This is a genomic window from Mucilaginibacter aurantiaciroseus (assembly GCF_024055595.1).
Taxonomy (GTDB): Bacteria; Bacteroidota; Bacteroidia; order Sphingobacteriales; family Sphingobacteriaceae; genus Mucilaginibacter; species Mucilaginibacter aurantiaciroseus.
Genome location: NZ_JAMXOF010000001.1, coordinates 734,800 through 747,780, shown reverse-complemented (window position 1 = coordinate 747,780; position 12,981 = coordinate 734,800). Strand labels below are relative to the sequence as shown.

Sequence of the window (12,981 nt, the reverse complement as noted above, 5' to 3'; positions counted from 1 at the left end):
CAGCATACATTGAAAACATTCTTAAAAGCGCAACTCAAAAACCTGCAACGGCCTGTATCTATTTCCCCATTGGCAACCTTTAGGGTGTTGTTTGGGCTGATGATGCTTGCCGGTACCATTCGTTTTTGGATGAATGGCTGGATAACCCAGCAGTACGTTACGCCCAAATTTTACTTCACCTATATGGGGTTTGATTGGGTGCACCCATTGGGCAATACCGGCATGCACGTGGTGTTTGCTTTGATAGCGCTTTCCACTGTATTGATAGCTGCCGGCCTTTTTTACAGGTTGGCGGCTATTTTGTTTTTTGTGGCTTTTACTTACGTGGAATTGATAGATGTTACCAACTATCTTAACCATTACTATTTCATTAGCCTGGTTAGTTTTCTGCTGATATGGCTACCTGCCAACAGATATTTTTCGCTCGATGTACGCATTTGGCCTAATTTGAAACGTACGCATATCCCCTTGTGGGTTATTGGTGTTATTAGGTTACAAATTGGTGTAGTTTACATTTTTGCGGGCCTTGCCAAGCTAAACCCCGACTGGATGCTGCAAGCACAGCCCATGAAGATCTGGCTGCCGGCAAAAAGCCATCTGCCTGTAATTGGCAGTTTGATGTACAAAGAATGGGTAGCCTACCTGTTTAGCTGGTTCGGTGCTTTTTATGATGTTTTCATCGCTTTCTTCCTTATCAACCGCAAAACAAGGCCTGTGGCCTATGTTTTTGTATTGGGCTTCCATATTGCTACCGCGATAGTTTTCCCGGGGATAGGCATGTTCCCGTATGTGATGATCATTAGCAGTTTTGCTTTCTTCAGTTCGGGCTATCACCAAAAATTGCTTAACCGTTTCCAAAAAAGCAACCTGTGTAACGGGGTTAAAATTTATAACTATGCCCCTATCCTGCAACCTGTACTGGCTATTTGTATAGGCATTTATTTTTTAATTCAGTTCATCGTGCCTGTACGGTTCCTGTTCTACCCCGGCCATTTATTTTGGTATGAAGAGGGTTACCGTTTCTCGTGGCGGGTTATGCTGATGGAAAAATCGGGCAACACTTTCTTTACAGTAAAAGAGCCATCAACCGGCAAAACTTACGAGGTAGAAAACCGTGAGTTTTTAACCCCTTTACAAGATAAAATGATGAGCACCCAGCCGGATATGATACTGCGTTACGCGCATTATTTGGCTGATGTTTACGCTAAACGCGGATTGAAAAAGCCCGCGGTTTATGCCCAATGTTTTGTAGCCTTAAACGGCGAACGCTCCCGGCCGTATGTAAATACTGCCGTTAACCTTGCTGCACAGCCGCTTAGCTGGCAGCATTATAACTGGGTTTTACCCTTTACCAATCATGAAAAATAGATTATTACTTTTTATATCTACCATTGTATTTGTGCTGATAACCGGCACTGCTTTCGCGCAGCAATTGCAGATAAGCGGTACTGTAAAAACAGGCAATAAGGTAATTGAAGGCGCAACAGTAACGTTACTGCCCGATACCTTAAAAACTGCAAGCGATGCCGCCGGGCACTTTGCATTTAACAGTTTAAAACCCGGCAGTTACGAGGTATTGGTGACCTATTTAGGTGCCGAAACTTACCGCAAAAAAGTTAACCTTAAAGTCCAAAGTATCACCCTATCTGTCAATGTAAAACAGGAAGATACCCGCGAGCTTTCGGAAGTTAATGTGCAGGATACCGCCTTTAAACAGGCATCGGGTAATTTGCGCCAGATAGAGGGCACCGCTATTTACGCCGGTAAAAAAACCGAGGTGATTAATATAGGCAGCCTTAATGCCAACCTGGCTACCAATAACACCAGGCAAATTTACAGCCGCGCGGCGGGTATTAACATTATAGAATATGATGGCGGCGGCTTACAATTAGGTATTGGCGGCCGCGGATTAAACCCAAGCCGGGTATCAAACTTTAACACCCGCCAAAATGGTTACGATATTAGTGCCGATGCGTTGGGCTATCCGGAGAGTTACTACACCCCCACTACCGAAGCTGTCGACCGGATCGAGATCATCCGCGGGGCGGCAAGTTTGCAGTACGGTACACAGTTTGGCGGCCTCATTAACTTTAAGATGAAACAAGGCCCGGCTAATAAACTGATGGAGATCACCAGCAGACAAACCGTTGGCTCGTTTGGGTTCTTCAATACCTTTAACAGTATTGGCGGGTCTACCAAAAAACTAAATTATTACGCTTATTACCAATACAAACGCGGTGATGGCTGGCGACCAAATAGTCGCTTTAGCCAGCATGGCGCATACATCCACCTGGATTACGCCATAAGCGATAAACTAAAAATAACCGGGGAGTACACCTATATGGATTACCTTGCGCATCTGCCGGGAGGATTAACTGATAACGACTTTGAAGAAGATGCGCACCAATCTGTACGTGCCCGTAATTGGTTCAAGGTAAACTGGAACCTGGCAAGCATCAGCCTCGATTATAAATTTAGCGATAACACAAAACTTAACTGGCGCACCTATCATTTAGATGCCGGCCGTACGGCACTTGGCATACTCGATTTTATTAACACTAATGATGATGGCGGCCCGCGCGATATGCTTAAAGACCATTACGATAATTATGGCACGGAGTTGCGCGTGTTACATCAATACAAATTGGGTGGCACACAAACCAATTCGTTACTTACAGGCGTACGTGTTTATAAGGGCAAAACCTTGCGCAGTCAGGGCGCGGCAGATGCCGGCAGCGGCCCTGTATTTGAGTATAGCGGTGCTTTCCCAACCAGTTCGCAGTATACTTTCCCGGGTATAAACGTGGCCGTATTTGCCGAAAACATCTTCCAGATTACCGATAAATGGAGTGTAACGCCGGGCGCGAGGTTCGAGTTTATTTCAACCAAGGCCGATGGGTACTATACAAAACGATCGAGCCCATACCCGGATTACTACCTTATTCAAACCCCCGAAACCAAAGTCAACAACCGCTCTTTCGTATTCTTTGGCATAGGTACATCCTACAAACCGGCTAAAAGGGTTGAGGTATATGCCAACATCTCGCAAAACTATCGCTCTGTAAATTTTAATGATATCCGCGTGCTTAACCAAAATGCCCGGGTAGACTCAAACCTTACCGACGAGCGTGGTTATACCATTGATGGCGGTGTGCGTGGTAATATCAACAGCTTTATGCGTTACGATGTAAGCGTATTCTATTTAAAATATAACCGCCGTATAGGCTCTGTATTTACGGCCAGCGATGATTATACCGTTGCCTATCGTTTCCGCAAAAACATTGGCGATAGCCGCAATATAGGTTTAGAAAGCTTATTAGAAGCCGATCTGCTGAAAGCATTTACACAAGGCGCAAGCAAATACAAACTATCCGTTTTTACCAACTTTGCCTTAATAGATGCAAAGTATGTGAACAGCCTGGATAAATCTGTTTTAAAAGGCAACAAGGTAGAGTTTGTACCTCCCGTGTTGTTCCGCACGGGCCTGTCGTTCGGTAATAAGCGCTTTGATGTGAGCTACCAGTTCTCGTATGTAGGCAAACAATACTCTGATGCAACCAATACAGAGTACTCTCCAAGGGCAGTAGACGGCGCGGTACCTGCTTACAAAGTGATGGACCTAAGTGCCAGCTATAACTGGAAATGGTTTACCCTATCTGGCAGTATCAACAACCTGGCTAACGAAAAGTACTTTACCCGCCGTGCGGATGGTTACCCCGGCCCCGGTATTTTACCATCAGACCCACGGGGATATTATATGACCCTGCAAATCAAATATTAAGTGAACAATAAAGGCGAACCAAATGGTTCGCCTTTATTGTTTGAATATTATATTGTCCATTCCGGCCGTTCCCAATGGCAGGTATAACCGTAAGGGGTTTTCTGCAGGTAATCCTGGTGCTCGGCTTCGGCATCCCAAAAATCGGTTGCGGGCACTACTTCAGTCACAACTTTACCCGGCCATTTGCCCGATGCATCCATATCTGCAATTAGCGTGTTCGCTGTTTCACGCTGCTCTTCGCTCAGGTAAAAAATTGCCGAGCGATAAGACACCCCAACATCGTTTCCCTGCCTGTTGCGGGTAGTAGGGTCGTGGATCTGGAAAAAGTATTCTAATAGTTTGCGGTACGATAGCTCATCCGGATTGAAGGTTATGGCTATACCCTCGGCATGTGTGCCATGGTTACGGTAAGTAGCATTAGGCACATCGCCCCCGGTATAACCCACTACGGTTTCTATAACGCCCGGTTGCTGTCTTATCAGTTCCTCAACGCCCCAAAAGCAACCACCGGCCAATATGGCTTTTTCAGTATTCATATAAATATTATTATTAGTTAATCAGAGTATTAATCCTATTTGTCAATTATAAATAGAAGTAGTGTAAGGCGCAAATTGTTTTTTACAAACAGAGGGTAAAAGCCCCTTTACCCAATATTTACCTTCGGAACAAAGCACACAAACGCCACTACTATGAAATTGAATGTACCCTGCTAAATTATTAATATTAGGCTTAAGCTCTATCATTGCCCTGTCATCGTTTACGGGTAAGCCAAAACCAAGGGTTAAGCCTAAAATAGTTAACATCGAAAATTTCATTCGCCTGCTGGAACCGCGCGACCCGGCTGTTACCGAAGATATTTTGTACCAAACGGTTGTAAAGCAGGTGCAGATCATGAACAAATACAAACTGCGCGGCACGTTCCAGTTGCAGTACAATACGCTGATGGATGCCCGTTATCAAAAATTACTTAAAAGCCTTGCTCCGGTTCTTTTAAGATTGGCGGTGGTGGGAAATCCCGCAGCCAATGGTTTTTAGATCTCAATGTAACCCCGAAAGCGGAGTTGCCATTTATTGCGGTTAACAAAACTGATATTAGCAGCAAATTCCATGGGTTGGATTATGAAGTAACCACACCCGATGGGGAATTTTCAAAACCGGATAACGGCAAGGTGTTCCGTATAAAGCCCGGCAAAAACACGTTAACGCTAAATTTTGCCACAGGCAAGTAGCCTTATGATGCGATATTATGTTGATAGTTTCCTGTCTCCCATAATAGCATTTATTTTACTTTTGCAGCATGACTGATGAGGAGCTGATCGCTTATTTTGAACACGCTAAATTACCGGAAACTTTACGTTTAGATAGGGCTACCACCCAACACAACCTACCACAGGCCGTGCAAAATAATATAGAGCTAATGAGCGACCCGGCTAACCACCGTTGCAGGCACCGTTTACGCAGGATTGCCGCCGCATTTGAGAAACCATACGACGGACCGGAGATCCCAAGATTTTAATATAAAAAAAGCCTTTAGAAATATATCTAAAGGCTTTTTACTTTTTGAAAAGTGATCCAACTATAAGTTTAAGCTTTCAATCTTCTTTACATATTCGGTTGGGATATCTTTAGGGTTTATCTCTATAGCGATGATCACCGGGCCATCCTTATAAGCAAAGGCCAGTTCAAGTGTCTCGTAAAATTTATCGGTATCGTTTACCCTAAAACCTTTACCGCCGCCAAAAACCTCGGGAAAATTCTCATACTTCCAGCGGTTAAGGGTATTAAAGCCGATAGACGGTGTAGATGTGTCGGTGTAGAATTTCTTATCCAGCAAAAACTGCTCAATCCCATACAAACCGTTATCGATAACCGCTATAATGGATGGAATCTTATATTTCACCATAGTAGAGAACGTTTGCGCTATCATCTGGAAGCCGCCATCACCGCTAACAATTATCGGTCTTTTGCCGGTGGCCAAATGCGCGCCTATGCTGGCAGGTGTGCCCTGCCCAATGGAAAGCCATACCGGGTTTGCCAAAAACATTTTGGTTGCCGGCATTTGCAGGTCTGATGCAGGGTAACTGCTTAAACAGGTATCTGCCACCATCAGCATCTGATCGCCTTTATCGCTCAGGAATTTATTGATGGCTTTAAAAACACCATCGTGCGTTGGCCTTTTGGTAGGGTTACGCATAAGTTTTTGATTGTCAAATAGTTCAGATCTATTGACTATTAATAATTGGGCTTGCTTATGCGATAAAATGCCTTCCAAAAACCCTTTCAACGCCACGCCTTCAAACGCTGTTGATGCTATCCGGGCTTTGCCGTAAGACACATCAACCATCGTTTTATACTGGGTTTTTACCAATGAGCCATGGTCTATCCCGAAGATGCAGCCAAGCGCGATAAAGCAGTCCGAAGCTTCGGCGTAGCGGCGCGGTGGCTTGTTTACCAGGTCGCTGTCGTATGTGCCGATGAACAATTCGTGCCCTTCATCTATTACCGATTTAGACAGCAGCGTGGTGCAAAACGGGATCTTCAACTTCTCGATAACCGCCAGCGCTTGTTTGGCAAGCCCCCTCCTGCAGATCTCTGATCCTAACAAAATAACAGGTTCTTTCGCGACCGAAATCCGCTCAAAAAACGCTTTTAAAACGTCCTCGTTAGCTATAATTTCTTCCTTAGCCAGTTCCTCTTCTACAACTTCAATTTCTTTATCCCAAAAGTTGTTGGCAACCTCCAAATAAACCGGGCCGGGTGTTTCGGATGCTTTTTTGAACAAGCCGGATATCAGCGCCTGCGCGGTCGACAGATCGGTTAGCATCTCGGCAGCCACGGTAACATTTTTGTAGATCTCCAGATCGGCGTTGCGTTTACCGGTGGAGTGCGAGAACAGGATGCCGTAAACGTCCTGGTCAGCCTGCTCGTTTGCGGTTGGGCCACCGTTCAGCACTATCATGGGTACCTTCTCGGTATAGGCACTGGCTATAGCGTTGATCATGCTCAGGTTACCCACCCCGTAAGAAACCGCCACTGCCGACATAGGCGCGAACCGCCCGTAACCATCGGCAATGTACCCTGCTTCCAGTTCGTTTACGGTAACCAGGTATTTCATCTCCGGGTCGTTATCAACCGCGAAGTAAATGCCCGCGCATGATGTACCGGGCACTCCAAAAATATGATGGCAGCCATGTTTCTTCAGGCATTGCAATATGTATTGTGCTACAGTCATGATGGGTAAGGCTTAAGAATTGTTAACAATATAGGTACAGGCATCAATGGTAGATTCCAGCGAGCCCTGGATCCAAGAATGGGTAAGGGAACAATGCTCGCCCGCGAGCAGCACCTTGCCATCGGGTGTTTTCAGTTCCTTATATAAAAACTGGTGCTCGCCCGGGTTAAAGAACGCGAACGCGCCCGAACTCCAAGGGTGGGTTGTCCAGCTCCAGCGCCTAAGGCCTATAATATCTTCATCTAATACGTAAGGATGCACTTTCCTTAATTCTTTTAGCACAAAGGCTTTCAAAGCTTCTTCCGGCAGGGCATCCACACGCCTTGCCTGCTGCCCCCAGGTGTATGATGCCAGCAGGAAAGATGGCGAATTAGAGACTTTAGGGTCGCGGGCTACGCTGTTATCTGATGGGTACCAGGTATGCCCGGCTGGGCCGTCGTAAATGGTACCGCCGCCAAAAATACCATCCTTTAGTTCCCAAAAGCGGTTACGGGTTTTTACTACAATTTTGGTTGATGAATCGTAATTCACCCTGCGGATGGCCCGGATCTTTTGTGGGGATAATGCGCCGCCCACATCCATTTTTGATACCAGGCCAAGTGGCGCGGTACAAATCACCCAGTGGCCCGTAACTTTAACCTCCTTGTCCGCTGCATCTTTATAATATACATCGGTAGTATTTTCATTCTGATGGATCTTAAATACTTTGGCCGATATGATGGTCTCCTTTTTCAAGTGCTCGTAAACTGCGGTAGCGAGGCTATCGGTACCGTTCTCCAGTTCGGCAAAATCTGTGGGGTCCCAGGTGGCATCCATCTCCTCGCGGATGTGCTCGGCCAGTGAGGTTTGCAGGTAAGTTTCCAGCCCAAAATGCGTTAGCACATATTCAGACGCCTCTTCGCTCAAACCAGCTTTTTTAAAGGCATCGTTCAGGCTGCTGCGGTCGAGCTGTTTGATCTTATCAGTAGTAGGTGTTACGCTGAAAATATCCTCGCGTTCTTCCTCGGTAAAGTTGCTGATGATACCTAACACGGCCTCCGTCCACAGTTCCGATAAATTCTTACCCTTTTCAACATCCGACAGGTTAAACAACAGCTTTGATGCCTGGATACCTTCATCGGTACGCTGGAAACGATGGCCGCGGATATAAGAAAACGTTTTTTTACTATCCTGCACAAAAGGGCGCAGTTTTAACCCTTGCTCGCTAATGTAAAGCCGGGTAAGCGTATGGCTTTTAGGGATGCGCATGGCGCCCAATTCGGCATGCAGGTCGCCTTCGCGCCAGGTGCGTAAGCGTCCACCAATATGGTCGTCCTGTGCTTCCAACAGGGTTACATTGTAGCCAAGTTTTTTCAGTTCGTGCCCTGCGCTAAGGCCGGCAATACCCGCCCCTATGATAATCACTTTTTTGCCTACATCAACTTTTGATTTACGCAGTTCTTTAAGTTTTTCGATATACTCATCCCCCCTGAATTTCGCGGGGTCTTCAACGGATGATTTGAATAATAGCGGGGCCGGTTTAAAACGATAAAATCTCATGGTGTGGGTTTGGATTAGGTTGTTGTATTCGCATTAATAACTAATGCACAGCAATTTAGCACAAAAAGCAATAAAAAGAAAAAGAGTATTTACTCTCCTCTGCTTATTTTTATAAATACTATTGATAAATTAGGTTTCCGTTGGGGGTTTTGTCCATCCGTTACCCTATAGATCACGTCTGTTAGGGTATTAAAAATATTTTCAGCACCATCCACCATATAGTGGTAAAGATCTTCGAATGCTTTGCCGATGTCGTCAAAAATGCTCATGATAGTTAGGGTTGTGGTTTAGTAAATATATAATTTAAAAAGCACTAAAGTACGTGGACAGGCAAAAGCTGCCAAGGCCAGTTTGGGCTTATTAAAAGGGGGGATCTCCGCTTTTTTAATGGTAGAATTAATACGGACCATCAACCTGCACAGTAACCAGGTCGAGGCTTTCGAAAGTAAGGTTAACCGACCTGTTCCCGTTTGGGCGGGTGCGATGTATTGTATCTTTAGGAATGGTAAAAAGCTAATTTTGGAATAATTCGATTGTTTTATCTTCCAGATCGATGAATGTAGAACCCGCTATCACCAGGAAGCTCTCATCTTAATTTGGATGGAAATTCCAGTAGTAGGCCTCTGTCATCACACTCATCCTCACAACATGGTTGTTTACCAGCGCAACCGGTATATTCTTGTAAACATTTGTCGCGGCGTTTTGGGCGATATCCATTACGGTAAGGTTTTGGGCGTCCATGGCTTGAGGGATCTAATCCTAAAGGTCGACAAAAACCGATAATTAATATAGCAGTAAGAGAGAATAATTAAGCTTATGGATTATATTTCCAGCATCCGGTGCTGCAAAATACCAACTACGTAAGGCGATACAATTTTGATAGTATGCTCTACATTCAGCGGAATTTCCAGAAAGCTGCCGCCATACAGGTGAAAGGTATCCTCACCAACAGTACACACGCATTCGCCTTTCAGGATGAAGAAACTTTCGATCAGATCGCCGTGGGTTTCCTCGGGAACATCACATTTGGTTACTACCAATACTTGTGATAGTAGCGGCGAATTAGTTAAAACCTCGGCAAAAACATCCTGATCAGGATTTTCCGGGATCAGGTGCTTCAAGGCTTCTATCCATTGCAGGTGGTTGGCATCAGCATTGGTTAAAGGAAGGTTATTCAAATCTAAAGCAGGTAAGGCATCAGCAAAACCAAGGGAAGCAAGCAACCTGTTTTTTGAATGATTTGATGTAGCGATGGCAGTTAAAGCGGCTAATTTTTCGATAGCAACTTCAATAGCGTTTAGTTCCGCTTTTACTTCGGGATGTAGCAAGCTTAGGCGAACAACATCTTGCTGATCTTCGCTGTTAAGCAACCCTAGGATATATTCCTCCAGGATGCCACTTTCTATATATCGTTTAATCTCCATTAATTACCAGGTATGCCAATGTTATACAAATATAAGTATTTGGCAATAAGTATTTTGTTCATTCTTAACCGTTTTAAGAGTAAATTATTCGAAAAAGTTGTGCCGGTTCGCAAAAAAGGTCCGGAAATAACTCCAAAGGCAACCTAAACCAATTATTACCTTTAAACTATTCATCATCATCATAAAAGCCCGGCGCAATGGATCGCCATCGTAATCAAAGATCCCTGCACCTGCATCAAATATGGTGGCATTTGTGTTCAGGAAATTCTCGTTACTTGGTAAAGTGAGGTCAAAACCGCTGCCGGGGTTAAACTGCCTGCCGTTCAAATTGATGGTCAACTATATCATCAAACACGAAAAGCCGCATGATCATGCGGCCTCTTTATTATAGTTTCTTATAAAAAGATCAATCTATCCCCTTCCAAACTTCCTCATCACCCATTGCAAACCTGTATACACATAGCATCCCACACAAAACCCACTAAACGATTCAAGGAAGGCGAAAATGCATAACAACACAGTTAGGGGCAACAATAATACCGCCCACTCTGCAATAGTGGCTATCAGGATAATGGATACAAACGTTAAGCCCATCCCGGCTGCAAAACGTTTCGGGCCACGGTCGGTAGGTTTGTAGGGAATCTTAAAACGGAATACCAGCCTGTCGGCTAACCAGCCCAGCGGGCTGTGTTTTTGCTTATTAAAGGTTCGTGTGAAAAAGTCGAACACCAATAGGATGATGAGCAAACTATAGCTTGTGAACAAAAAGAACAAGCCCAGCACCAATACCAGCAAGGCAATCATTCTAACTTTATTTTCGTTCACTTTTACGTGGTCTACCGGGCATTGCAGGTCGTTATTCATTCTATTTAATTAATAGGTACTAAATTTAGCGTAAAAATAAACATATGTGCTTATAATGTTAAATAATGTAAAATTAGTGTGTCGTTTTTGTTACGCATCTATTAGTTAGTATATTTATCAAATAATGCTTTGCAATAGTTGGCAAAGCGTTTACTGAACCATATTGTTGTTGCTGAAAGGATTTACCGCCGCCTAAACTCGTTACCTTATCAATTCACAATATTAAAAATGAAAAGCACAACACAATCTATTTTATTTAAGCCGATACTTTTAGTACTGTTTATCATCAGCAGCTTTACAACAGCCCGTGCCCAATTATCGGCATCAATGCCATATCGTTCGCCAAGGCCAGATACCACCAACCAGCCCCTGCCATTTACCGAAGCTAAAGAAACTGCCTACGCCGCCACTACCGCCACCAATATTTTTGATGACGATGATGATAACAAACTACAAAAAACCATCTCGCTAAACCTGAACAAAACCCAGGAACGCAAGCAGCTAATGGGTTACCTAAAACAGCTTGAATTAGGCAACACCGTAGCCGAGAACAAAAAAAATAATAAAGCACTATACCGCTTCGCCAACCTTTTTGCAAGGTTAAAGCTGTACCCACTGGCTATGAAATGCTTTTTTAAAACCATTGATAAGGCAAATAAAAAAGCAAGAAAAACCGAGATCAATTTAGCTGATGACGATGATGTTGTTAATATTAACAAATTGCCTATTAACGCCAAAGATGATTCGCTGCTTAATGCGCAAAACGAAGTTTTAAAAAGATCGAAAAGCAAATACACAAACTATAAACGTATTGCAGGCACCTTTAACGATGGTAAGCCAACTGTGGCTTACGCCTTACTTTTCCACGTAAAGCAGCCAGTATCGGGTAAACCACAAGTGTTTAAATTCAGCAATACAGGGCATACTTTTATTACGCTGATAAAATATAATGCCGATTCTACCTATGTAACATGCTCTTTCGGTTTCTATCCAAAAAAAGAAAAAATAATGTTTGCCACTCCGTGGGACCCATCTGCCGAAGGGCAACTGAAGGATGATGCCAGCCACCAATGGGATGAAGTGGTTGGGAAATTTATTTCTAAAAAGAGTTTTGAACGAATTTTGAACCTCACCAAAAAATACAGCGACTTAGATTATCACCTGAGTAATAACAACTGTACAGATTTTTGCCTGCAGGCCGCCTCTATGGCCGGTTTAAATATCACCAAAACCAAAGATAAATGGCCTTTAGGTTATGGTGCCAACCCGGGTACAACGGGCCAAAGCATTATTAATGGCGGCTATAAAAATACCGATAAGCAGCCCAGCACCAATATATTCAAAAGCCTGAATATTGAAGCTTTGGTAAAATAATTATCTCTCCGCCGCCCAAAAAATAGCGTTGCTGAACAGCCTGGTGTAAGCCGGGTTATTAAACAGGTTTGGCGAGTGCCCCATAAAAATATAAACGTTTCGTGCTTTGTAATGCTCATTCGTCCACACTATGGGATGGTCGCCCATGGTAACTTTGGTTTGTTTGGGCTGATAGGTTGCTTCATCCACACTGGCCAGCACATGTACGTTTGGCCCTGGGCTTTTATCATAAGTGTACCACTCCTCCTGCTGGATAATAAACGATTGGGGTACGCCTTTCATCACGGGGTGTTGCTTGTCTTCTACATTCACAGTTCCTTTCGCAAAAGTTTCGATATAATCCTTCCACCTGATGCCACCCATAAATTGCGAGAACCAATTCCACATGGGGTAGCCATCAAACTCGCCCAGTAATGTAGCATGATGAAAGCCTATCCATCCCCCCCTGCCTTCGTTAATGTATTGCTCAAACGCGGCGGCTGCTTTTGGCTTCCAGGCATAAGGAGCATAATCCAGTTGAATGAAGAGTTGGTAATTGGCTAAGAAAGCGCTGTCGATCTTGTCAGTATTCTGAATATAATTGATAGCAAATCTCTTTTTGGCTGCGAGTTGATTTAGCCACACCTTCGCGTGTTTAGAGTATTCCACGTGGTGGCCGCCGTTTTCGTACAATGCAAGCACTTTAAACGGTTTAATTTTTTGCGCCCAGGCAACAAGGCCAATACAAGCGACACACAAAAGCAGGACTATCTTTTTCATTCCACGAA

15 protein-coding genes are annotated in these 12,981 nt (G+C 44.2%); 6 read left to right on the top strand and 9 right to left on the bottom strand.

The genetic code is table 11. The features are described 5' to 3' along the window. The first annotated feature begins 9 nt into the window (after positions 1–9). Both NAF17_RS03495 and NAF17_RS03490 read left to right on the top strand, forming a co-directional pair. The gene (locus tag NAF17_RS03495) at positions 10–1,368 is read left to right on the top strand and encodes an HTTM domain-containing protein (protein WP_252756593.1); all 1,359 of its coding nucleotides are present in this window, start codon (positions 10–12) and stop codon (positions 1,366–1,368) included. Next, the gene (locus NAF17_RS03490; protein ID WP_252756592.1) at positions 1,358–3,781 is read left to right on the top strand and encodes a TonB-dependent receptor; all 2,424 of its coding nucleotides are present in this window, start codon (positions 1,358–1,360) and stop codon (positions 3,779–3,781) included. Before NAF17_RS03495 ends, NAF17_RS03490 begins: the two co-directional genes overlap by 11 nt. A gap of 47 nt (positions 3,782–3,828) precedes the next feature. Here the strand turns inward: NAF17_RS03490 and msrA are convergent, their stop codons facing one another. After that, positions 3,829–4,317 (bottom strand): peptide-methionine (S)-S-oxide reductase MsrA, encoded by a 489-nt coding sequence (msrA, locus tag NAF17_RS03485; RefSeq protein WP_252756591.1) that lies wholly within the window; start codon positions 4,315–4,317, stop codon positions 3,829–3,831. A 163-nt stretch (positions 4,318–4,480) separates the two neighbouring features. On the opposite strand from msrA, the gene NAF17_RS03480 reads away from it, so the two are divergent. The 3 genes from NAF17_RS03480 to NAF17_RS03470 all read left to right on the top strand — a co-directional run bounded on the left by NAF17_RS03480 (position 4,481) and on the right by NAF17_RS03470 (position 5,297). After that, entirely contained in the window at positions 4,481–4,816 is a 336-nt protein-coding gene (locus tag NAF17_RS03480; protein ID WP_252756590.1) for a hypothetical protein, read from the top strand. 26 nt (positions 4,817–4,842) lie between these two features. Next, a complete protein-coding gene (locus NAF17_RS03475) occupies positions 4,843–5,010 on the top strand; it encodes a hypothetical protein (protein WP_252756589.1) in 168 nt (55 codons plus the stop codon). A 68-nt stretch (positions 5,011–5,078) separates the two neighbouring features. Next, positions 5,079–5,297 (top strand): DUF6965 family protein, encoded by a 219-nt coding sequence (locus NAF17_RS03470; RefSeq protein WP_252756588.1) that lies wholly within the window; start codon positions 5,079–5,081, stop codon positions 5,295–5,297. A 60-nt stretch (positions 5,298–5,357) separates the two neighbouring features. Here the strand turns inward: NAF17_RS03470 and NAF17_RS03465 are convergent, their stop codons facing one another. From NAF17_RS03465 to NAF17_RS03435, 7 genes are all read right to left on the bottom strand, one after another. Beyond that, complete coding sequence (locus tag NAF17_RS03465) at positions 5,358–7,013, bottom strand: thiamine pyrophosphate-binding protein (protein ID WP_252756587.1); 1,656 nt, start codon at positions 7,011–7,013, stop codon at positions 5,358–5,360. Positions 7,014–7,025: 12 nt separating this feature from the next. After that, positions 7,026–8,552: a flavin monoamine oxidase family protein gene (locus tag NAF17_RS03460; RefSeq protein WP_252756586.1), complete on the bottom strand. Its 1,527-nt coding sequence runs from the start codon at positions 8,550–8,552 to the stop codon at positions 7,026–7,028. 89 nt (positions 8,553–8,641) lie between these two features. Then, positions 8,642–8,821, bottom strand: a complete 180-nt coding sequence (locus NAF17_RS03455) for a hypothetical protein (protein WP_252756585.1) — start codon at positions 8,819–8,821, stop codon at positions 8,642–8,644. Positions 8,822–9,143: 322 nt separating this feature from the next. Further along, on the bottom strand, positions 9,144–9,293 hold the full coding sequence (locus NAF17_RS03450) for a hypothetical protein (RefSeq protein ID WP_252756584.1): 150 nt from the start codon (positions 9,291–9,293) through the stop codon (positions 9,144–9,146). An 80-nt stretch (positions 9,294–9,373) separates the two neighbouring features. Next, entirely contained in the window at positions 9,374–9,976 is a 603-nt protein-coding gene (locus tag NAF17_RS03445; RefSeq protein ID WP_252756583.1) for a hypothetical protein, read from the bottom strand. An 84-nt stretch (positions 9,977–10,060) separates the two neighbouring features. Continuing rightward, positions 10,061–10,315, bottom strand: a complete 255-nt coding sequence (locus NAF17_RS03440) for a hypothetical protein (protein ID WP_252756582.1) — start codon at positions 10,313–10,315, stop codon at positions 10,061–10,063. A 72-nt stretch (positions 10,316–10,387) separates the two neighbouring features. Further along, entirely contained in the window at positions 10,388–10,840 is a 453-nt protein-coding gene (locus NAF17_RS03435; RefSeq protein ID WP_252756581.1) for a DUF4395 domain-containing protein, read from the bottom strand. A gap of 228 nt (positions 10,841–11,068) precedes the next feature. On the opposite strand from NAF17_RS03435, the gene NAF17_RS03430 reads away from it, so the two are divergent. After that, a complete protein-coding gene (locus NAF17_RS03430) occupies positions 11,069–12,214 on the top strand; it encodes a hypothetical protein (protein ID WP_252756580.1) in 1,146 nt (381 codons plus the stop codon). On the opposite strand, the gene NAF17_RS03425 is transcribed toward NAF17_RS03430, so the two are convergent. After that, on the bottom strand, positions 12,215–12,973 hold the full coding sequence (locus NAF17_RS03425; RefSeq protein ID WP_252756579.1) for a ThuA domain-containing protein: 759 nt from the start codon (positions 12,971–12,973) through the stop codon (positions 12,215–12,217). Positions 12,974–12,981: the final 8 nt, after the last annotated feature.

What these genes read in the sequence shown, in the direction of transcription:
- NAF17_RS03430 (WP_252756580.1), top strand. Translation starts at nt 11,069, where the DNA reads ATGAAAAGCACAACACAATCTATTTTATTTAAGCCGATACTTTTAGTA.
- NAF17_RS03460 (WP_252756586.1), bottom strand. Translation starts at nt 8,552, where the DNA reads ATGAGATTTTATCGTTTTAAACCGGCCCCGCTATTATTCAAATCATCC.
- NAF17_RS03465 (WP_252756587.1), bottom strand. Translation starts at nt 7,013, where the DNA reads ATGACTGTAGCACAATACATATTGCAATGCCTGAAGAAACATGGCTGC.
- NAF17_RS03425 (WP_252756579.1), bottom strand. Translation starts at nt 12,973, where the DNA reads ATGAAAAAGATAGTCCTGCTTTTGTGTGTCGCTTGTATTGGCCTTGTT.
- NAF17_RS03490 (WP_252756592.1), top strand. Translation starts at nt 1,358, where the DNA reads ATGAAAAATAGATTATTACTTTTTATATCTACCATTGTATTTGTGCTG.
- NAF17_RS03450 (WP_252756584.1), bottom strand. Translation starts at nt 9,293, where the DNA reads ATGGACGCCCAAAACCTTACCGTAATGGATATCGCCCAAAACGCCGCG.
- NAF17_RS03470 (WP_252756588.1), top strand. Translation starts at nt 5,079, where the DNA reads ATGACTGATGAGGAGCTGATCGCTTATTTTGAACACGCTAAATTACCG.
- NAF17_RS03480 (WP_252756590.1), top strand. Translation starts at nt 4,481, where the DNA reads ATGTACCCTGCTAAATTATTAATATTAGGCTTAAGCTCTATCATTGCC.
- NAF17_RS03445 (WP_252756583.1), bottom strand. Translation starts at nt 9,976, where the DNA reads ATGGAGATTAAACGATATATAGAAAGTGGCATCCTGGAGGAATATATC.
- NAF17_RS03455 (WP_252756585.1), bottom strand. Translation starts at nt 8,821, where the DNA reads ATGAGCATTTTTGACGACATCGGCAAAGCATTCGAAGATCTTTACCAC.
- msrA (WP_252756591.1), bottom strand. Translation starts at nt 4,317, where the DNA reads ATGAATACTGAAAAAGCCATATTGGCCGGTGGTTGCTTTTGGGGCGTT.
- NAF17_RS03435 (WP_252756581.1), bottom strand. Translation starts at nt 10,840, where the DNA reads ATGAATAACGACCTGCAATGCCCGGTAGACCACGTAAAAGTGAACGAA.